This is a genomic window from Pseudomonas sp. NFIX10 (genome assembly GCF_900111955.1).
GTDB lineage: Bacteria > Pseudomonadota > Gammaproteobacteria > Pseudomonadales > Pseudomonadaceae > Aquipseudomonas > Aquipseudomonas fluorescens_AA.
In genome coordinates, this window is record NZ_FOKH01000006.1 from 71,255 (window position 1) to 94,584 (window position 23,330).

A 23,330-nucleotide genomic window follows, 5' to 3' on the forward strand; every position below is an offset into this window, starting at 1 on the left:
AAAACATCAGGCTTATTCATGACTTTCAGGCGACGACTGGCAGATTTGTGGACTGCCTCGTCACGCACTGACGTTTAATAGTGAGCGATTAATGCGCCTCTGGTGCTGACCAAAAAGGATGTTATTGAGTGCTGCCTCTTCTTCTGGAAATGGGTCTGGGGATAGCCGATCTTCTCAATAATAATCCGGTTTATGTCTGGATCATTGGCGCTCCTCTGCTACTGCTGGCCCTGGGCGTCTGGCTCAATCGGCGTGTTACAACGCTGCGCCTGGAGTCTGCCCGGCAAAGCGAACAGCTGGCGCAAGCGCAGCAACATATTGGGACCTTGAAAGCGCGCATCTCCTTGCTGGAGTCGATGCTGGTATCTTCATCAGATTCGCCAAAGCCAACCGCAGCATCGGCGCCTCTTTCCGACACTGCTTCCACTTCTGCCAGCCAAGCGCCTGAGAAGGAGCTCGTCTGGGAGCTTCCTTCGCAAACACCGGACGAACCCGTAGACCCCGCAGCTTCCCCCGTTACCAGACAGCCGCCCACTCGCCCTGCCCCACCAAAACCCGCCATACCGAACGTTGCGAACATCGCTTTTATGGCGGCGCGTGACTGGTTATTAGGTGGCAATACTGTACTGCGAATAGGGGCTGTGGTGCTCTTTCTGGGGCTCGCGTTTCTGTTGAGCTACGCCACCGAAGGCGTTGTAGTGCCGATCGAAAACCGATACGCGGGGGTTGCTGGCAGCGCAATCGCGTTGCTCGGCCTGGGCTGGTGGCTGCGCCACCGCAATCTAGCCTTCGCGCTGATGATGCAAGGCACCGGCGTCGGCGTGTTGTACCTGACCGTCAGCGGCGCCATTCGAGTGCATGAGTTACTGGGCCCGACGCCGGGATTTGCGCTGTTGGTGGTCATCATGCTGTTCTCTGCCATGCTCGCGATTACTCAGAACTCGCTGGCGCTGGCCTGTGCGGCAACACTGGGCGGTTTTGCCGCGCCGATTCTGTCCTCCACGGGCCAGGGCAGTCATGTCACGCTGTTCAGCTATTTCGCTTTGCTCAATGTCGGGATTTTTGCCATCGCCTGGTTCAAGACCTGGCGCCTGCTGAACCTGATCGGTTTTTTTGGCACGTTCGGGATTGGTGTGTCATGGGGATTGCGCTCCTACACCCCGGATCTGTTCTGGAGCGTCGAGCCGTTCCTGATTCTGTTCTTCCTGATGTATCTAGCGATCGGCCTTCTGTTTGCCCGACGCAAACTGCAGGAACTCAGCGACGCTCCGGCAGACGCCAGCCGCGAACCGATACTGCAATGGTCGCGACGCCAGGGTGACTATGTCGACGGCACGCTGCTATTGGGTACGCCACTCGTGGGCTTCGGTCTGCAATATGCACTGACAGCCGATCTTGAATTCGGCTCGGCTTTCAGCGCTTTGCCGTTGGGCCTGCTTTACATGGGGATCGCCCGCCTGCTTTCTGGTCGGGCGCCGGGGCGTGCATTGCTGCTGGTGGAAACCTGCCTGGCACTCGGTATTGTGTTTGCCACCCTCGCTATTCCGCTGGGGCTGGGCGCGAAATGGACCACCAGCGCCTGGGCCATCGAAGGTGCGGCAATCTTCTGGCTGGGCATGCGCCAGCAACGTGTGCTGGCTCGCGGCTTTGGCGTGCTGCTGCAAGGTGCTGCCGGTCTGGCATTCATCGGCGAAATGACCACTTGGTACTTCCCTTCGACAGAAGGGGGTGATTTCTGGACGCCCATGATTATCGCCCTGGCCGGTTTGTTCAGCGCCCTGCAGGTGCACCGCATCAAGACTTTGCGCTACATGAATGAGAAGCCGCTTTCCGCACTATTGCTGGTCTGGGGCAGTGCATGGTGGGGAACGTCGTTACTCGTGGCGAACATGCATCTGGCACCTCAAACCCTGCTCGCTTCGTTGTTACTGCTGTCAGTCGCGATCAGCGTCGGTCTGTGGACTTTGCTGGCGAAACATTGGCGTTGGCCCGGCCTGGCTGCGCTTTGCCTGGGGCTGATACCGGTCAGTTGGCTTGTACTTATCTTCTCGATGACCGAGTACACACACCCGTTTGCACATTGGGCGTGGGTGGGGTGGACCGCATTGCTGATGGTGCACATGCTCTCATTGCGCCGCCTGGCGGACTTGCTGCCTCGCAAGGCAGTGACGGGCGCCCACATTCTGGGGGCCTGGTTATACATAGTGCTGCTCAGCCTTGAGCTGCCGTACGGCGTAGACATTCTGGTCGACTCCAACGCTACTTACAGTGCATGGAGTTCCCTGGCAGGCTCGCTGATACCCAGCCTTTACCTGATTGCCATGGCCGCGAGCCGTCGCTGGCCATGGCCGGTCGACGCGTATCCAAAGGCTTATCGCATTTGGGCCGCCGTTCCATGTGTCCTTTGGTTGCTGGGGTGGTTCTGGTTGATGAACTACTACAGCAACGTCAAAGCCGACCCGCTGCCTTACATACCATTGCTCAACCCTCTGGAACTGGGCCTGTTGTTCGCCCTGCTGGGGATAGTGAACTGGCTCCGTAGTAACCTGCCGCAGCTTGGCATCGAGGCTCCGCATGCCGAACGACTGGCAATCATTACGGGTGGTGCTTCGTTGTTCGCCCTGATCACCGGGATGGTGTTTCGCAGCCCCATCGATCCCACGCTCCTGCAAGCGGCACTCTCCATAGTCTGGACGCTGATAGCACTGGCGCTGATGATCGGCGGTCACCTTCGCAGACAGCGTAAAGTTTGGATTACCGGCGCAGTGCTGATCGGGGTCGTGGTGGCCAAGCTGTTCCTGGTAGAGCTGAGCGACCGTGGCGGTATGGCGCGTGTCATCTCCTTCATCGGGGTCGGCATCCTGCTATTGGTGATGGGCTACTTCGCCCCTCTTCCGCCCAAAAAGACTACATCGCGAAAAGCTGATTCAGTTGCCGGCAAGTCGGACCTGCCACTATGAGGAGCGCAATCTTGAGTTATAAGCAGCTGTTCCGGCTGGCCCTGTGTGGTGTCGCATTGCTTGGCTCGACACTTGCCAGCGCTGATGACACCCAGGCTGATTTCGCCAGCCAGACACCCTTGAAATTAAACGGTAACGGCCCGTGGTATCGCATTGCACTGCCCATGAATGTGCAGCTCAATTCTCGACAGCAGGATCTGGGTGATCTGCGCATTTTCAATGCTCAAGGCGAGGCTCAGGCGTATGCCCTCGACCGTAATCCGCTTCAGGCGAAGCAGTCACAAGCGCCGACGATGGTGAAGTGGTTCCCTCTTTATAACCCAGCAGACGAGATCGACAGAGCGCCCAGGATTAAGGTCGAGCGCAGCGCCAGCGGCACGCTTGTCGAGGTTCAGCCTCAGGATGGCGCTGCCCCCGGTGAACAGGTTTTGCGCGGATGGCTGTTGGACACGAGCACCATCAAACAACCTCTGCAAAAACTGATTCTTGACTGGGATAGCGCTCAAGACGGCTTTCAGCGCTTCAGCATCGAAGCCAGCGATGATTTGCAGAACTGGAGTCCATGGGGCGCGAGACAGGTAGCGCGTCTGTCATTCGACGATCAAACAGTAGAACAGCGCGAAGTCACCCTGCCCGGCCACACCGCACGTTATCTGCGCCTGATATGGAGCTCCTCGGCCGAAGCACCGATGCTCACGTCAGCGCAGTTGGTGACGGTGAATACCGACACCCCGCCGTTACCGCTTGCCTGGTCGGCCCCCGTGACTGGCAGCGTTGAAAAATCTGGCAGCTATATCTGGCAATTACCGACTGGCCTGCCCGTCGAGCGCCTGCAAGTCGAAATAGCCCAGGCTAACAGCGTCGCCCCGGGCCGCTTTTACGGTCGAACGGACAGCAAGGCACCCTGGCAAGCCATCGGCAAGGGTCTGCTTTACCGGCTGACGCAAGACGGTAAGGAAGTTGTTCAGAATGAAGTAGAGACCGACGGCACAATCGTGCGTCAGGTGAAACTCGAACTCGACGAACGCGGCGGCGGACTGGGCTCTTCGTCGCCCACCTTGCGTTTCGCGTTGCACGCGCCGCAGGTAGTGTTCTTGGCCCGGGGCGACGGCCCGTTTACGCTGGCCATTGGCAACCCCGGTGCAAAGCCCGCCAACCTGCCGCTTGCAACGCTGATCCCGGACTATAGCGCGCAGAAAATGAATAGCCTGGGCCGCGCTGAGCCCGAAAACATGCAGGTCAAACTGATCCCGATGTCACCGGATGACGCATCAGGTATCGACTGGAAACGTGTCGGACTCTGGTCAGTGCTGGTGCTAGGCGTGATTCTGCTCGGCTGGATGGCATTCAGTACGCTGCGTGCTTCGCCGTCAAAGGCCAGCGCCGAATCTTCAGACAACAGCCCCCCTGCCCCCCCTCTTCTTTTCACCAGAGCGCCATCGGGTGAGTGGGAAGCTCTTGAGGGTTATTACCAAGCGCGATTTGAAGGCGCGCGCGTGGGTAGTAACGTCTACCTCAACGTGGATGGCAAACCGGAAGCATCGGTTTTTGTCTGGTCAGAATTGAGCCATGACGATGAAGTTCGTGGTCGTATGTGGACACTGGGCGCAAAACCTGAGTTCGGCGAGTTACGAGTGGGTCATCACACGTGCAACACGATATTCCTTGCGCTGGCCAAGGCCGTCAGTGAGACCGAGAACGTTACGATAGTTTATGACCCCGCGATACAAAATACCGTGCTCGATCGCTGGGGACCGTAACTGTTTCGCTGCGATACGTGAGAGTTTTCTCACGACGAAGGGGGAACTCTGGCGAATGGTGGGCTGTAGCCTGTGGGTATTGATTGCGTATCTACTGGTCACCTTTTTTACTATGCTTCAGTGGCCCGGCCTTTATGTCAGTTTGCTGCATGAAGATATTTTAGCCTCCCAACACGGAGCGGCACCCAGCATGATTATGTTATGGAGGGAGGGCTTTGTTTTGAAAATACTGGTGGTGGTCGTGCCATTCCGCCTGTTTACGCTCATAGCGGGTACTCAGACGAGAATGCCTTATCGTTAGATTCGAGCCGCTTCAAGAGGTGGAGACTGGCGAGACGGTAACCGCTGGCGCTCATTTTTCTTACCCTTATTAATGGACTACAGGTCGATGCGTAAACTTGCCGTTTTACCCCTGCTTTTCTTCCCATTGCTTGCGTTACCGTTGTTTGCCTCGACCAACTGTGCAGACAACATTCGGGGATGGGCCAAGACGCTGCGCGCGGACTTGAAGCTCGACAGCGAGCACGCGGTGTGCAAAATCAATCCAGCCAATTCAAGCCAGGTTTTGGCAGCTCTGCCCTTCGCCGAAAATGTCACCGAGGATGGCCAGGGCGACTATGGTCTCGGTGTAATCGTCGCAAACGCCAGCAATGGCAAAATCATCTCGCAGCATTATCAAGCGGCCGCGATCAGCTCAGACGCCATCTATTTTTACGGACTGGAGCTGGATACTGCCCGCTATCAATTGGCATCGAAGCTGCGAGCGTTTGGTGTGAGAGTGAGCTATGGCGGCTCATCGCGTCCCAATCCGTTCGAAAGTAAAGTCCTGACCCTGTACGCCGCGCTGCCAGGCGCTCAATTGCAGCCGGTGATGAGCGGGCTGGAGGTCAAAAGAAGCAACGGTGAATGGGATACTCGTTGCACTGGCAAATTTACCGAGACGCAGCGCACGATCTCCATCTCGGACAAAAGCAATAAAGGTCTCGCGGCCCTGGAAATTGAGCAGAAAGTTATCGACACCCAGAACCGGCCCAAGGGCGAAGAGTGCGAAAGAATCTCTGCCGAACCGGTTGTTACCCGTTTCACGCTGGAATATGACGGCAACCAATATCCAGTACCGAAAGAGCTGTCTTCTCTTTGATGAACAGCGGCCCCATCCTGAATGGGGCCTTCGCACCCGTTTCGATACGCCATCAGGGCATTTCAGTTCACTCGCCAGTTTCGGCAAACCACTTGAGCTCCTCAGTTCTGTCGATGGTCATGGTCAACATGCAACCAGCGCCGTTGATCTGGTCCATGGTGCCGCCCGAAAAGTGGTAATACATGAAGCAATTGGCATCCCTGTACTTCACCCATAACCGTTGCGCATCGCGCAGTTGTATTTTTTGCTCGTCCGAGAGTGCGCCCATCGCGGCCTTGTAGGACTCATTCAGGCGGGTATCCTGTAACGCCAGTTCCTTGTTATTGCAGTCGTTCAGGTTGGAGGTAATACCCTCAGACTTCTCGACGCAGGCATCATATTCCGCAGAGTACTTGTCCTGCGCAGATGCATGCAGGGAGAATACAACAGCGCACAATACAGCCAGGCATCGCATCATGATTTAAGTCCGGTTCAATGAGGGGGGCAACCATCAAGCATTCCCCAACGCCTAAGGCTTTTCAATAGTACAGGTGTAGTATTTTTAATTCGTCGAAAGGCCCTCTATTTTGCCGATCACGATAGAAAGGGGCAGACAGATGAAAAAAAGGATTGGCCCGTGCGTTACAAGCGCCCTTCTCCTTATCTTGACCCTGCACGCAAATGCCGGAGCCGACGATATTCCCCCCGGATATTCCGACTTTGGGTTTGCCGAGCGCTGCGACGATGAAAGTGCAAAGTTAACCACGCTCGAAGATATCGCCTGTTCCAGTGCCAGCTTGCGAGCTCAGGAAACCAAAATGCTCAATCTGGTCGACGACGTGAGAGCAGAAACCAAGGGCGTTGATGGTGAGACTGGCAAGGCTCTGGACCCCATGGGCGCACAACAGAAAGAGTGGCGCGATGCGCTGGCCCGCGCGTGCAAGGATGCCGTCTGCCTCTCCGTGGCTTATGCAGCACGCATCGCAGCTATCCACAGAGAATGGTCGGAGGCGCTGTGATGAATACGCTTGCTTACCGGCGAACCCGCGGAGCCGTTCTGCTGGCATTGTCGCTGATCTCGACCGCTACGTTGTATAGTGCGCCCTCACTTGCCGCAAATATTCAACTGCCTGCGCAGGCAAGCGTGGCGGCGTGCCCGGCTCAGGATTTCGATGGCTTCCTGAAGCGCTTCGCCAACGACATTGAGGTACAGAAAGCGTTTGTCAGTACGCCGTTGCAGAGCGAGTACATCGATCCTGAGGCGCAACCGGAACCTCGTCCTGTCTCTGAGCTACTGGAAAAGTTCCAACTGCAATTTCCACTGATGCCCAGCGATCAGCAGCAGCACGATCAAGGTTTGACGCTTGCCAAGCGGCTCAAGGGGCCGGATCAGGCAGTGATCAAACTGACCAAAGCCGACACGGGCTATCAACTCTCATTGTTCTTCAAGCGAGAAGCATGTTGGATGCTGTACCGCATTCAGGATGAGTCGCTGTAATCGATATCCTCGGGCGGGCCTATGGGCCCGTGCAAATTCAGTTAAACTCATGCGACTCACCGTTCAATATACGGTAGGCCCTGATGAGCATACCTTATCTCCCACTGCGAGCATGGAACAAGCACTGGAGACTCAGGGGGCGAGTCGGTGTGCTGCCAGCATTTAAATTCAGTTTTCTCAGGGCAAAGTTCTGGGACTTGCTCGTACGCCTGGACTCGCCTCCTGCGGTTTGTCTGTCCATGTCAGGAGTTTTGACAGGGTTCCATAAGACGCAGCAAAGCGCTGGCAAGACGCCTCATCGGTCACGTCAGATAGTCTCGCTGACTGGGTTGCGCCCGTACGCAGCGCCTTTAACCATTCTTTGGCACGCCGCCTGTCCTGATCTGCCAATGCGTACCGGCTATAGTCCAGTTGTACGCGAGCATTGCGAGTAATAGTGTCAGCGTCAGCCTGATCCAACACCCGACATAACTGACCGATCATGACCAACCGCTCGATCCGTACAGTGTTCGTGGCCTCGCCCTGCCACCTTTTCCAGGACAGCAGTCGCGGAACATCAGCCGGCATTGTTCCACCTGACGCGACTGCACTTTGGATGTACCTCATTTCCGGATCTGTTGCGTGCCAGACAAGCCACTCACTCTCCGTCCGTGGCAGCCACTTATCCCATTGGGTAAATAGCCGGTCATCCTCAGCACTGTCACCACCAACAGGCGTGCACACAAATGTATTCAGTGGCGAAGGACGGCACTTCCAGGAGGCTTCGCTGAGCGCCCGCTCACTTATGACACTGACAATGCGAGCGGTATTCGCGTCTTTGCCGACAATGCCAATCAACAGTCGTGGCGGCCTTGACAGATCAGTCTGGTCGCCTGATTTATATTCGCAGACAGTCGTGATCGGCGATAACTTTATGTCAGCGGGCGCACAAGGCGGCTCGTCCAGCTCGGTTACGTCGAACCACAGCGCCATGAAATCGCGCATTTTAGGCGATGTCCAGGCAAGATCCTCTGAGCGCAAATCCTCCAGCGCGGCCATGGCATCAATGGGCTGCTCTACAGGCGACAGCGCCATAGCAGGAGCAAGTGCGCCGCTTAGCCATAGAGTCAAGACACACACTGCTCTGTGCCGTGCAATACCGGGTACGCCCGCAAACATAGTTGATCTCCCACTGTTATCGCTTAAAGGGATTTGATTTTTCGCATTGATATAACAACTGGAAACGCAAAACTTTCAGTCAAACAGCTACATCGGTACTTTGATAGCCATATCCACTCACCCGTCCGGCAAGAGTTTCCAGCAATTGCGCCACAGGCACTTGGGGCTGCGGCTGCAATGTGGAAGTACTGAGCAGCCATTGTGGTGCTTTGCGCGCTTGCCAATAAGCCAGCCAGTCCGACTCGGAGATGCCGAGACGCTGAGGCTCAAAATACAAACCGCAGGATTTCACCAATGCCTGATCGCGGCCGATGCTGCCACCGGCCGTGCAGCAATAAACTTCTTCTTTGGATTGCCCTCGGCACTCATAGGCGGGCTCAGTAGCGTCGGTGTCTACCAACCAGGCGTAGACAAACAACTTCCACAGACTGCCCAGTGGTGCCTGTAAATCCGCAGGCAACGGTCCTTTAGAAACAAGCCCGGTGCGGTTGAGGGACAACAGCTCTCCCTTTAACGCCACCTGGATCGGGTCCTCCTGCGCCGAGGCCAGCGCAGGGAGTAAAAACAGCACCAGCCATAGCCAGCGTGAACGCACGTCAGTTGACCTTGATCTGGCCGAATGCTGGTTTTTGCTCAAGGGCCTGGTGCTGCGGTGCGTAGACCTGGCTGAAGCGCACCGGCGGCAGATTGAACTGGCCTTTTTGCGAGAAGCGCACCAGATGCCGCATGCGCAACTCACCGCTCAATGCATCCACCGGAATCGCGTAGCCCAACTGGTCCGGTTCGAAGCGCGCCTTCTCAAGCGCCGTCGCTTCCGTGCCCACCTTGCCCTGGAGTTTGATACCCCAGGTCGTTTGCTCGATATCAGCGCCGGGCGGCAATGGCACTTCGATCATGCCATAGCGCAGTGGCTTGGCAGCCTTGCTGGTGATGATGACTTCATCCAGATAGAGGCTGTCGCTGGACAGCGGTTTGCCGTCGACGGCTTCGAGGCTGAAGGTGAATGCTTCAGTGCCCGGCACAAGCCGAGAAAGTCGGCGAGTGACGGTCACAGGCATGGGCTCCACCGCAGGCTGTCGGGTCTGGTAGCTGAGCAACGCACGCAGAGGGCGTTCCTGGGCTCCGGCCAATGACAACGATGAAGGTATGGGATTGGCCCCCTCCCAGGTCCAGTACATTTCACCGCTGGCACCATAGCGCTTCTTCCAGCCTTCGCCTGGCGCCAGCGCAATGGTCGGCGACGCCTGTTCGATACTGCGCTGCAACCAGCTCAACGCCAGAGCACGCTCAAGGGTTGATTGCTGAGGCAGTAAACGCTGCAACAACGCACGCGCACGCTCTTGATCGAAAGCTTTGAGCGACAGGTTCAAGGCTTCGGCAAATGGCTCGGAGCTCACATCCAGACGCTGCTGGGCACCCGGCAACTGGCGACTGAACGCCTCAGGCATGACCACCTTGTTCTGCCTGGCCAGCGAAGCCGTCATGACCCGCGCGGCTGCAAGGCCCAAGGCAGAATCCGGAGCATTCATGACGATGCTGCCCTCATCCATGTCCATCACATTGGTCTGAGCACCCTCGCCGGCTTTCGCGAGATCATCCATCAAGCCACTGAGCAACGTGTTGACCGGCAATTGCATTTGCCTGGCGAACAAGAGGATCAGCGCGCGTTGCAACAGCGGCGTTTTACCGGCCTGCTTCGCATAGACATTCAGTACGCGTTGCCAGTGCTCTGGCGGCAGCGACAATTCCAGCGCCTTACTCGCGTGCCAGTCGGCATAGTAAGCGTAAGCCGTGAGGAACGCGTCGGGCTCACCGCCATAGCCCCACCAGGTAAAGCTTGCCGACGGCCCCGCCAGCTGCATCAGACGTAAACGGCTGTTCTGCATGATCAGGCGCAAGCGGTCTCTGATTTGCGGATCAGATGACAGCACCGGATACGCCATGCCCAGTGGCAGCAAACGGCTGGCTATCTGCTCGACACCGCCATAGGGGTAGCCCAGCAGATCATCCAGCGCCGAGCGAAACAACGCTTGTGAGCTGTCATCCAGACGCAGTCGAATGGCGGTCGCGTCGGCTGGCAAGGTCAGGGGCGTATCACCACTGACCGCGTCCACACTCTGGCTCTGTGTAACCTGCCAGCCTTCACCGGTGGCGGTCAGGCTTACGGCCAGCGCATCGGCGGTTTTACCGTCCTGCACCAACTCGGCCTTCCACTCGCCGCTTGCGAGGGGGAATGCAGGCAGCGCGATGTAGTTGATGCCTTTGTTCAAAGTCACCGGTATGCGCTGCTCGGTTCCAGCGTACTGGGTCACGAGTTCTGACTTGACCGGCTGGTCGGCCTGGCTGAACGCGAACACGCCGAGATCCGGATTATCTCCGACCCGGAATTGGGTTGGGCCGCTCCATTTCAGGTACAACGGTTTTTCCGAGCGCACGAACTGCTTTTTCTGACCGACCTGTCCTGTTTGATCGATGGCCCTGGCAGTGATACGCCAGCGAGTCAGCGAGTCCGGCATTTTGAAGGTAAAGCGCACTTTGCCGTTTGCGTCGGTCACCAGTTCAGGTTCCCACGCAGCGGTATCGACGTCTTCACGACGTGGCCGCTCGAGCACTTTCACGCTGCGATCACTGCGATTGGCTTTGCCCGGTGCCGTCGGGCTGCCGGGCAACGCGACGTCGTAGCTGATGAAGGACAAGCTGGCACTGGTGCGCACATTGTTGCGCCGCGGATGGTGGAAGAACTGGTCGATGGCGGGCGCAATTTCCGGCTGCAGCGCATAGATCATCTCGTCGACCACGCTGACCGTCAGGTGCGCGGGAATCGGCTTGCCTGCGAACTGAGTCGTCAAGTCCACGGACACGGTGTCGCCCGGTCGATAAGCATCTTTGTCGGTGGCGATGGCGACGTCGATCTGCGGGGCGACGACCTTGATCCCGGCGTTCTGGAAGCTGTACTGCCCGCCTTTGGTGTATAGCACCGAGAAGGTCAGGTTCGGGGCGAAGTTGTCCTTCACGGCAATTCGCGCCCGGTACTGGGTATCGTTGAGCTTTTCCAGCTTCAACCAGTCGCCGCCCTTGGACAGCAATGCGGTGGCTTCAACCTTGTCGCGCTCCAGAGACAGCAACGCATCGCTGACGGGCTCAGGGAAGGTGATTAATGCAGTAGCTTCGTCGCCGACTGTGTACTCGGATTTGTCGAAAATGACTTCGACGGTACCCGCGACCGCCTTGATGCCGTCACCGCTGACCGAATGGCCGGTGGCCCCCAGCAAACGACCGTTTTCATCCATCAACGTCAGGTTGTAGGTGCCTGGGCGCTGAAAGGTTACGCTGAAACCCTCATTCGCGTAGACGAGCTTGTCACCGCCACTGGTCTGGTCCTCCAGTCGCACCCATTTATAGCTGGCAGGTGTGACGGACCGGGTTTGCTCGCTGCCACCTTCGTTCGTATAGCCGAAGACAACCTTTTCACCGACTGCACTGAACCGTTGCGGGGCGGTAATCCGGTAGCTGGCGGCACCCCGGTCAATCAGAATTTCTTTCGTGGTCCTAACCCGATACGCCGCACCGTCACTGGCAAACACGGTGAGCATGTAGCGGCTGGGGTTGAATGCAGGAGGCAGGTCGAGCGCCGCGTTACCCTTCGCGTCAGTGGTGAGCTCGGCGCTCTTCAATTCAACCGGAAACTGCCCGAGGTATTGCAGTTCATTGTCCACGGTCGACAACTGCTGAGCACGCAAGCTAAGGGTCAGCTTTGCATTCGCCACCGGCTTACCGTCCGGATAGAGCAAGGTCAGGCTGCCTTTCACCGGCTCGTTGATGCTGTAGTCCTGCTTGGCGAGGTTAAGGGATATCTCAAAGTGCGGCTTGATGTACTCCGCTACGCGAAACGCGCTGCTGTAGGTCTGATCCTTGTACCTGAAACGCACTTCGTAGCCACCGGCAGTGGCATTGTCCGGAAGCTGAAAACGGCCTTGGGCGCCCGTCATCGAATCAAGCTTGAGGGCCAGGGACTGCAGCGCGGTACCTGTAGCATCGAGGATGGTCACGTCTACGTCCGCTGCCGCAGGTGCCACGGAATCCCGGGCATTCTTGAACTCCCGCCCGACGATCTTCAACGAGACCCAGTCTCCGGGGCGGTATAACGGCCGGTCAGTGAAAGCGAAGAGTTTGGTGTCGTAGATCTCGCTGTCGTAATAGAAATTCTCCGCAACGAAAACACCGCCCTCCTGGTCTTCACCGATCACGAATGAGCGTTCGGGGCTGACGTGTTTGAGTCTGAGCAAACCCTGCGCATCAGTCGCGCCACTGCTCATGACGCCCAGGCCATCGGTCCAGAGCACGTTAACCTTCTCGGCTGGACTGCCTTCGTTTTTGCGGGCAGCCCACACCAGAAGCTCATCACCGGCAACCTTGCTCACTGCAATGGTATTGGAGACGAACACCATGGTCGTGGCGCGGTACTTGCCGATCAGCGCCTCCACGAGATACAGCCCGGGCTTTAACTTGCCCAGCGGGATGTAGACGTTACCGGGCACGACTTTGATGAATTTGCTGGACGAGCCGTTCAGGTCAACCCCTTTCGGTGGCTGGATCGGTTTTGCTTCCCAGATCGGGTAACGGAACTGACTCACCACCGGCAGGCCGGGGATCAAAGCGAACTGCGCTTGCGCCTCGTACGGTGTAGACGCAGCCATCGCGTTACCCATCTTCAGCTCAGGTACTTCTTCTGTGATCTGCTTGCGGGACTCATAGGAAAACGCACGCTGCATGACACGCCGGGACTGGCGATACCAGCTATCCCAGAGATACGCGAGGGTGTTGGACAACCCTTCTCCCCTGAACTGCCCTTCACTGACCACGCGGTGCAGATTTTTCTGGCGCTTGAGGAAGTCCATGGGTTTGTCGATGCGATACACGCGGATATCTGCGCCGCCATAAGGCTGCATGCGGAACCGGCGATAGTCACGGCCCGGAGCCTCAAGGCGCACTTTGGCCTGCTCATCGCTGGAAAAGCTGCTGTCCGCCAGCAGGAAAAAACTTTCTCCCAGTACTGCGCTGTAGCCGCTCGGCTCGACGCTGTCATCGGCGTTGACGCCGGTCATAGGCAGCAACAGTGCTAGCGACAATGTAATCAGAGAGCAAATACGCGGCATGCAGGCACCGATCATTGTGAGAGAAAGTTGAGTCGATAGACGCCGATGAAATTCGGGTTGGCAGCGTCGGGTATCCATCGGGTGTCCTTCCATGTCATGAGTTGCTGCAGGCTTGCCGAGCGCATGCCGTTGTCAGTGGGTGTCGTGGTGCCGGTGTGATAGGCGATGTAGCGGCCCATCCAGATCATCAGGTGCTGGTCGTCGCCCTGGTCGAAGAACATCAGGTCGCCGGGACGGGCCTGGGCGACATCGCGGCCCACCAGGCGACTGTTGAACTGGATCAGCTTGATGGCGTTGACGTAGGGCCCGACCTTGCCGCCACCCTGCTGCCATTGCTGGGCGAGGCGCCGTTGCGCATCGCTGAGCGGCAGTTCCGGCGGCAGGTAGCGATTGGACAGGCCATTGCTGCGCAGCCATTTTTCATCGTGGACCTTGAGCGCTTCGTTGGCGGCAAAGCGCACCAGGCCCGCGCAATCCTGCTGATACCAGCGCGGGCTGGGCCCTTGGGCCAGTTGCTCTTGAGCAATACGTACGAACCAGGCACGAAACACCTGAGACTGCTGCGCGTCGAGCACTGGAATCTCACTGGCAAACGCAGGGCTGCCGAGCAATATCGCCAGCAGAGCAAAGCCTCGACCCAGAGCAATCACAGCGGCTTCCACTCCAATGGCAACCACTGCCATTGACCATCGGGTTCAGTGCCTTGCGGCAGCGTCAGCGCGTACTTGCCGTACCCGCCGAGTCTCTGCAATTTCGGGATCAGATGCGTCTGCGCGGCGTTGTAAAAAACCGGCTCCATGTCCTTGGGCAGACTGCTCAGAGCTTCCTGTTGCAGGAGTTGCGCAATGGCGCCAGGGTTGAAATACATCGGGACCAGTTGATCGCCAGGCAGCACGTCAGCCAGCGGCGGAAAACGTTTGTCGAGGGTGCCGACGGCTTTGTCCAGGAGTTGGTCGTCCAAGGAGAACAGCAGTGTCGAACCGTGACGCGCCAGGCTGACCTTCATGAACGCATTGCCGCTGACCGCGTCAGGGTTTTCCGCCTCTCTGGCCATATACGGACCAAAACGGGTGCTGACTTGTCGCTGCCATTGATGAGTGTCGCCCTGCTGCGTCTCCACTACCGGGAACACATGACCTTCGGCGTTTGCCTCGTAGGAACCGACCATGGAACCGAACAGCTTGCCCAGATCACCATCCAGGCTGGCGCTGTTCTTGTCGGTCAGATGGGCAACCAGCAACGGCGTGTACAAACGCGAATCGGCATACCAGCAAAGACCCGCTGCATCAGAGATGTGCGCAGTGAGCGCCTGCGCAACCGGCTCTTCTGCTCCGAGCTTTACCAGCAATGGCTTTTGTTGCGCGGCCGCAAGGGGCAAAGCCACACACGCGCTGGCACCGATGGGCATCGCTTGCCAGATCGGCATGAAATCAAAGCCTGGCTGATGTTCAGTTTCGTTCATCGCCAGAAAGCTGTGCCAGCCCTTCTCGTCCATTTCGAAACGCAGGCCAGCGAAGTTCGGAATGAAGCGTTGATAACCCATGGCCAGAACACTGGCGTTGACAGACAGCCGTTGCTTGACCTGCGGTGCGCGCGGCTGCAGCCCAAATGCCTCGGTGAACAGTTTTTCGCCACTGAGTAATGCGGCGAGGGCTTCGGGCGAAATGCTGCCTGATTCCGGGGCAGACTTTCCGTCTTCCTGGCCCAGAGACTGACTCAGGGTGGACGGCTCCCTTTCATAGATGGACGAATCACGCCCCGCAAGTTTGCTTGGATTCGACACTACCACCAGCTTGTCGCCATAGGAGGCGAACGCCAGTGACTTGCTGGCGTTGTAATTCAAAAGATAGAGCGGCACCTCATCGGAACCGATCTTCACTACACCGATTTCGCTCAACTGCGGGTCATAGAGCACTTTGAGCAATTGCTCCAGCATCTTGGCCATGCCGCCACGATCCATGACCATGAGGAAATCCTTGAGCCGACCATCCTTGCCACGCCACAACGCGATGTCCGCAGGCTGATCAAGGAGTTGCTCAATCAGGGTGTCCTGCAATGTCAGCTCATACTCGTAGATGATTCTGCGCAGGCTACCGATCAATCCGAGGCGATCAGTATGGGTTTCGTAATAGAAAACAAAATCTTCGGTGAGTGTGTCCTTCAGGAACGGCACCGCCAGCAAATCCTTGGGCAACTGGCTCAAAGATGTGGTTTCCAGCAAACCATCCGGACGGCTCAAGTGCAGTTTGTCACTGGCAATTTCGACCATCGGCCCCTTGGGTTTGAGCATGAGCCACCCCATTGCACCGGCAACACCGGCGACCACACACAGCCCGCCCAACAGCAATGGCCAGCGGCGGACAGGTTTTACGCCGGACGTGCCGGTTGGCTCGGAAGTCGAGTTATCACTCATGTTCACAAAACCCAATTCATCCGTGGGAGGGGATGATTAATAGTTGAATGTCTTGACCAAGAGCAGGTCACCGATGCCACGCAAAGGCACGATGAATGTCTCGCGTTTTTCATTGATGGTGTTTTCGTTTAGCACCAGGTTTATCTGCGAAGTGATCACTTCTTTTTCGTTACTGGTTTCATCGAAGTTGTAACCGCCGCCACTGCTGTAGTTGCCCCAATAATTAACGTAAATCAGGTAGGTGCCCTGCAACGGCGCAGTCATGGTGAACATCTCGGGGCCAGGTCCATCCACGCTGTCGGTATCCAGACCGCCGCCGTTGGTCAGCACCGGATGGGCGAAGAACGCGTGCTGGCCGTCGGGCGTAACGACATGCAGGTCGAGCTCGGCATTTGGATCATCCCATCCCAGCACGACACGAATGCGTGCTGGCGTGCGCTGGTTGTTGGCTTCGTAAAACTGCACGCGTTTGAGGGATTTGCCTTCGGCGCTGCGCACCTCGACACTGTTGGAGCCCGCACCAAAGGCGTATGGCCGGGCAAAGCGCCCCTGCTCATCAGTGTAAAGGTTCAAAGGGTTGCCATTGACCGCGAGAACATTGGGGCCGCGTTGCTTGCCAAGGGCTTTGATCTGGCCCTCGATCATGGTGCGACTACGCTGTGCGCCACGGTCGATAGGAGGTGTGGGATACGCGACGCGCGGGGCTTCGCTTCGATCCAGAAGGCCGTTGTAACGCCAGCCACCCACGGGCTCCGTGAGTGCAGAAGATGACTCAGCGAAAGCCGTAGTCAGCGAGGCAAACGTAAACATCAGCGCCATCACACAACGCACCGGCGCGCTTCCAAACAGCTTGTCACTGGTCCCGCGCATGAAAGCACCCTGTTTTTTATGCGAATTAAACGCTAAGTCCAGACTGCGCAACGTCAGCGCTCCTTAAATAAATCAGGGAGCCACGATGCAGGACGCAAAAAATTAATCACAGCAGGCTGATGTTCTTTCAAGCGATATTTTTTTGAACATATTTGAGCCCGCAGATCAGAGTGCATCAATAGCACATGCGTACTATTATTGTTCACAGGACTGAGCTGGCGTTAACGACAGCGCCAGACAGTCGCTACCGATGCGACCGGTTGACTCAATTTCTCTGAGCAGACATGTAATGCGTCGCATGCAGTAATCCAAAGAGTCCTGACCTGCCTGAAAAGCGTGCTTCCAGCACTTTCCGACGCGTCGTAATTATCAGCACCATACTCCGAATTCATCACGCCTTTCAGCTTCAAGTTCGGCAGCACTCGGTTGATCAGGATGACTGCCTGGATTGTTTTGAGCGACCGGGTCCGCGGCCAAGCTGGGCAGTGGAATGCACGCTGCGGATGTGGCCAAAACAACTGCCGCCGAAACTTTCATTATGCCACTCAAGAATGAACATTCCCCTTTCAAGTTTTACCGTGAAATTCACGATTGTGGTAAATCAAGATTCTTAATACGGCGAAAGCTTGTAATCGGCGATGGCACCATTCCTGGTTAAACCTAACATTTCCCGCAAAAGGCAAACATAGTACAGGTGTACTATTTAAAATATTGGCCATTGATTTACTTTATGCATTCAGAAGGCTTGCAGGTGAAAGGGGCATGGTACCGCACCTTATAACTGCAGGACACCGCAGAGCTTGATTCCCATCAGCACGGTTTGCACGGGCCTGGCTTGAGCAGACTTGCGTATTCTCAAGACATGAACATCCAATGCTTATTAATACCACCCGTGCCAAACCTCTCGGCGAACGGGCGCCTGTGGCGAAAGATCCGGCCACTGGAGCGATTCTACCGTTAAAGCCTTTGGATCTGCACAGCATCTTTCGTTACATCAGCAATGTGAGCACGGTGTATGCCACTGACAATCCGCAACCTGATCTCGCCGAGGAGCATGCAGAATGATTCGCTTGTTGAGCATACGCCTATTGCAGGCATTCATGGTTCCAGTGCTGGTTGGAACACTGACATTTTTATCCATAATCCTTCAACTCCGTACACCGTTGAGCCCTGATCAGTCAGTGTTGTGGCTTTTTCTGGGCTGGTTGGGTGACGTCCTGACCTTTGATCTTGGTAGTTCGATCGTCTCAGGAGAGCCCGTACTGGACAGGGTTGCTCAAAGTCTGGGGAGTTCAATACCCCTGGCCGTCGGTGCGTCAATACTTTCTCTATTGATCGGGCCGCCACTAGGGATCATTGCAGGCTTGCGTAGGGGTGGATGGGTGGATCGCGCGCTTTTGCTCTTGAGCACAGCAATACGCGCAATTCCGCAATTTGTGCTGGCGATTATTCTTGTATTGATCTTCGCAGTGGCCATGGGTTTACTTCCGACTCAAGGGCACGCCACATTCGCTCACTCAATCCTTCCAACTGCCAGCCTCGCTTTGGCTTTGGCAGCAGTGTCTTCGCTTGTCGCGCGAGACGCAACATTAGCAGTCACTTCAGCGCCCCATTACGCGTCCGGACGACTTGAAGGACTCACCGCATTCACAGTATTCAGGCAGCACGGCTTGCGTCACATAAGGGGCCCGATAGTGACTGCTCTCGGCGTTCAACTCGTGTATCTGATGGAAGGCATCATTGTCGTTGAGACAGTTTTTGCCTGGCCTGGAATCGGCATGGAACTGGTGCGCGCTATCGCCGATCGCGACTCACGAATGGTACAGGGTAGCGCTTTGGGTATCGGGCTGATGTTCGTGCTCCTCAAAACCATTCTTGACCTGGTAAACCACTCCATCGATTCTCGTCGGAGAAACTCATGAGCCACGAAGCCGCTATCCAGAGCAACTCTCCAGCAATGCATGCCCTGCCTCGCGTCATCGGATTCTCCATTCTCGCATCGCTGATACTGTTTGCCGTGTTGGTGCCCTTGATCTGGGGGGAGAGCAGTGTGGAAATGGATCGCACAGCGCTCCTGTCAGGTCCCATGCATGGACATCCCCTGGGCACAGACGAACTGGGCCGTGACATGCTAGCGCGGCTAGCCGCCGCTGTAGGCTTATCGCTAGGGTTCGCTGTGTTGAGTGTCATCACAGCCGCAGTACCCGGAATACTGCTGGGCATCCTTGCCGGCTGGACAGGCGGTGTTATGGATAAATGTCTCAGTCTGCTGGCCAAGGTGTTGCTCGTCCTGCCCCGATTACTGTTGGTGCTACTCATTGTCGTGATATTTCCGGGAAATCTTCTGGCGGTATATGGCGCTATCGCATTGGTGCTATGGACTGAATACTTCAGCATGACACGAGCGCTCTCACGCACCGCGCTGGCTTCGCCAGCAGGGGCAGACAGCCGCCAGCAGGGGCACGGTCCACTCTACGTGATACGCCGACATGTATGGCCTGAGTTGTCATCAAGACTCATGACCTTCTCCGCGTCTGGTGCTGCCTCAGCCATTCTGGCTTTAGCAACACTGTCCTATTTAGGCGTCGGAGTCAGTCCTCCAACCGCCGAGCCTGGACTCATGATTGCACAGCTGATGCCTTATTCCGTCGCTGCACCTTTCAGCTTCGCATTGCCAGTATTCGTGATTTTCCTCACTGTGCTTTCACTCTTGATAATTGGCAGCGGACGCAGGCCATGAAACTTTTTCCAAACATATGCTTTAAAAACCAGTACGCGTTCTGAACGCGATGGACACTAGTACGGTTTTCAGTTCGAACTGAACGGAACGCTCTATTGCACAGGTTTTGTCTGGGAGACACCGGACAAATATGGTGCAGAACTGGAGAATGACTTTCCTGCGCCTGGTACCAAAGCAACCATGGCGCATGCCACGTTTGTCACCAGCCAACCCGGCAGCAAGTCGCCGTGGCTGCTGCAAGGAGTGGAACCGTACATCGGCGAATTCGGCGGCAGCGAGCGAGGGCAACGAAGTCGACACGAAGCGTGAACCGCAGACGTGGAATACCCCATCGGGTGACATGCTGCTGGCACTGCCTACCTGGTATCTGGTGTCCGGGGAGCTTATGCGAACGATCGAGATACTGCTGTTCAATCCTCACGATCTGTCGAATACGGGCGACAAGCGATGGCGTTACTTGACACCCCTCGAAGCCGATTTCAACCGACGTAAATTGCGGCCCTGACTCGGCCGGAGCCCTCCCATGCATCGACACGACCGGCAAGCTGGCGCTCATACGCAGATAGGCAGTGGCCTTGCGCAGCTACGAGTGACGGTACCAGCAGCTGACGGCCAGAGCGAAACGGTGACTGATTACAAGTACGATGCCGTGCGCAAAGTGTACGAGCTAATCTCCCAGTAAGAATGCGCAACGAACCGGGCGTCTGGCGTGCAAGGGCCGTCGTCACGGTTTAGTACCTTAAGCGCGCTGATAGCCATCGCTTTGCTGAGCACTTTTCAGTTAATGACGGTGCTAGCCAATGACTGGTAGCAGCCTGTGGATGTCAGCGGCGCTCCGTGGACGCCCCTGATTTGTCGACAGCAGAGCGGCGATACATAATGCGGTTAACCCCACGCCCCATTACATATAAACACGCAGCTTTCAAGGCGAGTCTGCCGGCTCGGTGGGATCTTGCTTCAATCGTATGCTTGGGCATGTTGTGTTCAATCCATGAATGCTTTGCTATTGCTACCTGCCAGAGACACATGAGTCTAGCAAGGTCTTGAGGTTCTTCATCGCCTGTGTAACCCCTAGGTCAATAAAGTAAGGACCACTACCTCTAATTGTTATATCCGCCTGATTCGCCCCTTGTGCACGTTCGATGCGCATACGGAAACCGGTGCGGTTCTTATCGTCAAAGGTTCCGGATTCAAGTACTCCATTGGTGCTGTCCTTATAAGTGACCTCTCTCCAAGAACTATCGGTGGCGGAGAGTTTGCTGATGCTGAGTTCAGCGCAGTCAAACAGACGTTGGTTCGGAAGATTACGAGGTATCGCCAAGTGATCGGAAGCTGTTGGGATCTTCCCGGTTGCTAAGAACGCATTGCATCCTCCTAGTGAAATCGCCAAGCTAATGATAGTGAGGGGTTTCAACCAAGGTTTCATCTGGTTCTCCTGATAAGCGCTTAACGCGTCACAATTCGTCGATGTGCAACGAGAGTGACGCAAGTATCACTGTAAGTGGACCAACTGGGCGTGTCGATTCGATACAGTATCGAGTCTCGCAATTGCCGAGTCTCCTGACGCTTCGCCATAGCGATGCACTGGTTATTCAGACCTACCTCAAGGCACAGGCATGCACTCTGCGAACCGATCTACTGGGACGCGCTTTTCAACGCATGACGTCGCTGTTTCCGATACGGCCCGGCAATCAGCAGACTTTCTTCACTCCAGTCGAACTGAAAAGCCTCGCCCAGCGCGAACGTCAACGGCACAGAGGCTCGCAAGGGTTTTCCTTGCTCGCCGCGCCACGCGCGGAAGGCGGTCAGCGGGCTGTAGCCGCCGTCGTAGCCCTCGGCTTTGATCTGTTCGAAGAGAGCCTTGGCGGTTCTGCGGTTGTGTTTTGCCCGAAGCGAATCGGCTTTGCGTGCCTGTTCCAGCGTTTCGTGGAAATGACTGTACGCTTGGCTATCTGGTGCAGCGACAGCATGTCGCGGAAGTACATCCGCCGAATTTTTCCCATCATTTCCATGCTGATCACCTTGTGTTCTCCTTCTCGGAAAGTGAGCAGAAGCAGTTGAACACCTGGGTCAGTCGGCAGAACAGCCTTTAATGGGTCAGTTTTCGGTCAGCGGCAACAATCTGGCCGCTGAAGCAGCCTGACCCGAAACCTGTTGACCGCTATCTTCCGGTCAACAGGCCACAGCGCTGTCGCTTAGATGCCCTCGTACACCGCAGCACCATCCGCCAGCCTGTGAACGGTCTGCCGCACATCTTCGAGGATAGCCTGCGGTGCGACGCCCTCAGAAGAGGCTGGGTGGTGCTGGCAGCACATGATGGTCCGAATTATCACGGGGACATTGCTCGGCGTGACTACATCAATCGCTGCATGATCACCAAGATCCGGGACGGCTGGGTTAGCATGCGATCGCGATACCCGCGTCGCTCGGCGTCACGATGCGAGAAGGCCCCTTCCTCTTCTGTCATTGCCGGCACCTCTTTAGTCAGTTGGTTCCCATAACCCATCCGCTTCAAGGCGGCATTGTGTTCTCGCTGATGTGCTTTTTCAGTTCGCTGCGGTGCGTCAGCAAGTGGCGCTGAGCAGACCGCATGATCCCCAAGAGGTAGTGCACGATCTCAATGGCCTGAAGGGACAAGGCTGCCGCCGTGGCAGACGCGAGCGTCGAGGCGGCGTTGGCAGTGCCACCTTCCGCAATTCTGCCCGAGGTGCCTGGAACAGGTGACTGAGCCTCGCGCGGGTATGCCGGCTGCACACCAACCTTGTCCGCAATACCCGCCCAAGCTACGATCAGCCTGCCCCAGCGTACTGTTCTACCCCCGCATCCATGATGGAAGCCCATGAACGAGCAGACTGCCATTCCCGTTTCAGTTGACACGGATTCCCACCAGGGCGAGTTCTACTTTCTGGAACCCAGCCGCTGGAATGACGGCATCGGGCACGGCCTGCAATTTGCCAACGAAGCGGCGCTCTGCCGGCCGGGCATGAACACGGTCGATCCACCCAACGACGACCCTGCCCAGTACCCCGAACGCCCTCACCTGGTGCGCGTGCCGGCTGAAGGCGGATTGCCGCGCGATTTCGAGGTTTACTCCAGCATCTGGATTGTTTCGCAGGCGTTGAAAGACGTCTTCGATGCAGTGGACGCGCAAGGCTTTGCGTTCGCTGCGTGTGACTTCACGTTGGCCGATGGCACTCCCGGACCGCAGTACTACCTGTGCGATGTGATTCGCGAGCTGGATGCGCTTGACGCCCCGGCCTCCCGGGTGAAGGTCAAGGTGGAGCACGACTTCATCACCGACCAGGACGTGCAGTTCTACAGCATTGCCGGTGGCGCTTCGCTGGTGTTCAAGAAAGAGGTTGTAGGCGGCGCGCACATTTTCCGCCAGCCCAGCAGCGGGTTCGACCCCATTTGCGACCAGGTGATGTTCGACGCCCTCAGCCAGGCGACGCTGGACGGTGTACGACTGCGGGATGCTTCCGCGCTGTAAGCCCCCCCTGAACAAACCCGTCGGATCAATAACGGGCCGCCCGAGGCGATGACGTTGCTCGGCGAACGTCCAGCACCACCGCACCGCTTGCAATTCTCCAAGGAGATTGCTTACTTCGTCGACTTCGACTCGATTGATAGCACGTGACTGGCGCAATTCAGGCAT

16 protein-coding genes and 3 pseudogenes are annotated in these 23,330 nt (G+C 56.8%); 10 read left to right on the plus strand and 9 right to left on the minus strand.

Going from position 1 to position 23,330, the window contains the following annotated elements:
* Positions 1-149: 149 nt before the first annotated feature.
* From BM321_RS07500 to BM321_RS07515, 3 genes and pseudogenes are all read left to right on the plus strand, one after another.
* A complete protein-coding gene (locus BM321_RS07500; RefSeq protein WP_092442068.1) occupies positions 150-2,960 on the plus strand; it encodes a DUF2339 domain-containing protein in 2,811 nt (936 codons plus the stop codon).
* Positions 2,957-4,327: pseudogene (locus tag BM321_RS07505) on the plus strand (DUF3999 domain-containing protein); the annotation flags it as partial. The gene BM321_RS07500 and the pseudogene BM321_RS07505, both read left to right, overlap by 4 nt.
* Positions 4,328-5,108: 781 nt before the next feature.
* Positions 5,109-5,861 carry a PA3715 family protein gene (locus tag BM321_RS07515; RefSeq protein WP_092442071.1) on the plus strand — a complete coding sequence of 251 codons (753 nt, stop codon included), beginning with the start codon at positions 5,109-5,111 and terminating at the stop codon, positions 5,859-5,861.
* A gap of 67 nt (positions 5,862-5,928) precedes the next feature.
* Here BM321_RS07515 and BM321_RS07520 read toward each other — a convergent pair whose 3' ends face one another.
* Positions 5,929-6,318, minus strand: a complete 390-nt coding sequence (locus BM321_RS07520; protein WP_092442072.1) for a lysozyme inhibitor LprI family protein — start codon at positions 6,316-6,318, stop codon at positions 5,929-5,931.
* Between the two features lie 139 nt (positions 6,319-6,457).
* Here BM321_RS07520 and BM321_RS07525 point away from each other — a divergent pair, with 139 nt between their 5' ends.
* Together BM321_RS07525 and BM321_RS07530 are read left to right on the plus strand one after the other, a co-directional pair.
* The gene (locus BM321_RS07525; protein WP_092442073.1) at positions 6,458-6,859 is read left to right on the plus strand and encodes a hypothetical protein; all 402 of its coding nucleotides are present in this window, start codon (positions 6,458-6,460) and stop codon (positions 6,857-6,859) included.
* Positions 6,859-7,338 carry a hypothetical protein gene (locus BM321_RS07530; protein ID WP_092442074.1) on the plus strand — a complete coding sequence of 160 codons (480 nt, stop codon included), beginning with the start codon at positions 6,859-6,861 and terminating at the stop codon, positions 7,336-7,338. Before BM321_RS07525 ends, BM321_RS07530 begins: the two co-directional genes overlap by 1 nt.
* 177 nt (positions 7,339-7,515) lie before the next feature.
* Here the strand turns inward: BM321_RS07530 and BM321_RS07535 are convergent, their stop codons facing one another.
* The 6 genes and pseudogenes from BM321_RS07535 to BM321_RS07560 form a co-directional block, all read right to left on the minus strand.
* Complete coding sequence (locus tag BM321_RS07535) at positions 7,516-8,448, minus strand: hypothetical protein (RefSeq protein WP_139230473.1); 933 nt, start codon at positions 8,446-8,448, stop codon at positions 7,516-7,518.
* 175 nt (positions 8,449-8,623) lie between these two features.
* Positions 8,624-9,091: pseudogene (locus BM321_RS07540) on the minus strand (DUF2300 domain-containing protein); the annotation flags it as partial.
* 1 nt (position 9,092) lies between these two features.
* The gene (locus BM321_RS07545) at positions 9,093-13,667 is read right to left on the minus strand and encodes an alpha-2-macroglobulin family protein (protein ID WP_092442077.1); all 4,575 of its coding nucleotides are present in this window, start codon (positions 13,665-13,667) and stop codon (positions 9,093-9,095) included.
* Entirely contained in the window at positions 13,664-14,335 is a 672-nt protein-coding gene (locus BM321_RS07550; protein ID WP_092442078.1) for a DUF1175 domain-containing protein, read from the minus strand. The genes BM321_RS07545 and BM321_RS07550 overlap by 4 nt, the downstream gene beginning before the upstream one ends.
* On the minus strand, positions 14,299-16,065 hold the full coding sequence (locus BM321_RS07555) for a DUF2138 domain-containing protein (protein WP_092442079.1): 1,767 nt from the start codon (positions 16,063-16,065) through the stop codon (positions 14,299-14,301). The genes BM321_RS07550 and BM321_RS07555 overlap by 37 nt, the downstream gene beginning before the upstream one ends.
* Positions 16,066-16,101: 36 nt before the next feature.
* Complete coding sequence (locus BM321_RS07560; RefSeq protein WP_092442171.1) at positions 16,102-16,884, minus strand: YfaP family protein; 783 nt, start codon at positions 16,882-16,884, stop codon at positions 16,102-16,104.
* A gap of 924 nt (positions 16,885-17,808) precedes the next feature.
* On the opposite strand from BM321_RS07560, the gene BM321_RS07565 reads away from it, so the two are divergent.
* From BM321_RS07565 to BM321_RS29600, 4 genes are all read left to right on the plus strand, one after another.
* Positions 17,809-18,000, plus strand: coding sequence for a hypothetical protein (locus BM321_RS07565; protein ID WP_092442080.1), 192 nt, complete (start codon positions 17,809-17,811; stop codon positions 17,998-18,000).
* Positions 17,997-18,857, plus strand: a complete 861-nt coding sequence (locus BM321_RS07570) for an ABC transporter permease (RefSeq protein WP_092442081.1) — start codon at positions 17,997-17,999, stop codon at positions 18,855-18,857. The genes BM321_RS07565 and BM321_RS07570 overlap by 4 nt, the downstream gene beginning before the upstream one ends.
* Positions 18,854-19,675: an ABC transporter permease gene (locus BM321_RS07575; RefSeq protein ID WP_092442082.1), complete on the plus strand. Its 822-nt coding sequence runs from the start codon at positions 18,854-18,856 to the stop codon at positions 19,673-19,675. Before BM321_RS07570 ends, BM321_RS07575 begins: the two co-directional genes overlap by 4 nt.
* Positions 19,676-19,823: 148 nt before the next feature.
* A complete protein-coding gene (locus BM321_RS29600; protein WP_139230474.1) occupies positions 19,824-20,180 on the plus strand; it encodes a hypothetical protein in 357 nt (118 codons plus the stop codon).
* A gap of 504 nt (positions 20,181-20,684) precedes the next feature.
* Here the strand turns inward: BM321_RS29600 and BM321_RS07580 are convergent.
* Both BM321_RS07580 and BM321_RS07585 read right to left on the minus strand, forming a co-directional pair.
* On the minus strand, positions 20,685-21,101 hold the full coding sequence (locus BM321_RS07580) for a hypothetical protein (protein ID WP_092442083.1): 417 nt from the start codon (positions 21,099-21,101) through the stop codon (positions 20,685-20,687).
* A 245-nt stretch (positions 21,102-21,346) separates the two neighbouring features.
* Positions 21,347-21,678 (minus strand): annotated as a pseudogene (locus tag BM321_RS07585) (IS21 family transposase); the annotation flags it as partial.
* Between the two features lie 836 nt (positions 21,679-22,514).
* Between BM321_RS07585 and BM321_RS07590 the strand changes: the two are divergent.
* Positions 22,515-23,165, plus strand: coding sequence for an imm11 family protein (locus tag BM321_RS07590; RefSeq protein WP_092442084.1), 651 nt, complete (start codon positions 22,515-22,517; stop codon positions 23,163-23,165).
* Positions 23,166-23,330 lie beyond the last annotated feature (165 nt).

Excerpts from the sequence above, each read along its gene's own strand:
- BM321_RS07500 (WP_092442068.1), top strand. The coding sequence starts at position 150 with ATGGGTCTGGGGATAGCCGATCTTCTCAATAATAATCCGGTTTATGTC.
- BM321_RS07515 (WP_092442071.1), top strand. The coding sequence starts at position 5,109 with ATGCGTAAACTTGCCGTTTTACCCCTGCTTTTCTTCCCATTGCTTGCG.
- BM321_RS07520 (WP_092442072.1), bottom strand. The coding sequence starts at position 6,318 with ATGATGCGATGCCTGGCTGTATTGTGCGCTGTTGTATTCTCCCTGCAT.
- BM321_RS07525 (WP_092442073.1), top strand. The coding sequence starts at position 6,458 with ATGAAAAAAAGGATTGGCCCGTGCGTTACAAGCGCCCTTCTCCTTATC.
- BM321_RS07530 (WP_092442074.1), top strand. The coding sequence starts at position 6,859 with ATGAATACGCTTGCTTACCGGCGAACCCGCGGAGCCGTTCTGCTGGCA.
- BM321_RS07545 (WP_092442077.1), bottom strand. The coding sequence starts at position 13,667 with ATGATCGGTGCCTGCATGCCGCGTATTTGCTCTCTGATTACATTGTCG.
- BM321_RS07550 (WP_092442078.1), bottom strand. The coding sequence starts at position 14,335 with ATGGCAGTGGTTGCCATTGGAGTGGAAGCCGCTGTGATTGCTCTGGGT.
- BM321_RS07555 (WP_092442079.1), bottom strand. The coding sequence starts at position 16,065 with ATGAGTGATAACTCGACTTCCGAGCCAACCGGCACGTCCGGCGTAAAA.
- BM321_RS07560 (WP_092442171.1), bottom strand. The coding sequence starts at position 16,884 with ATGGCGCTGATGTTTACGTTTGCCTCGCTGACTACGGCTTTCGCTGAG.
- BM321_RS07565 (WP_092442080.1), top strand. The coding sequence starts at position 17,809 with ATGCTTATTAATACCACCCGTGCCAAACCTCTCGGCGAACGGGCGCCT.
- BM321_RS07570 (WP_092442081.1), top strand. The coding sequence starts at position 17,997 with ATGATTCGCTTGTTGAGCATACGCCTATTGCAGGCATTCATGGTTCCA.
- BM321_RS07575 (WP_092442082.1), top strand. The coding sequence starts at position 18,854 with ATGAGCCACGAAGCCGCTATCCAGAGCAACTCTCCAGCAATGCATGCC.
- BM321_RS29600 (WP_139230474.1), top strand. The coding sequence starts at position 19,824 with ATGACTTTCCTGCGCCTGGTACCAAAGCAACCATGGCGCATGCCACGT.
- BM321_RS07580 (WP_092442083.1), bottom strand. The coding sequence starts at position 21,101 with ATGAAACCTTGGTTGAAACCCCTCACTATCATTAGCTTGGCGATTTCA.
- BM321_RS07590 (WP_092442084.1), top strand. The coding sequence starts at position 22,515 with ATGAACGAGCAGACTGCCATTCCCGTTTCAGTTGACACGGATTCCCAC.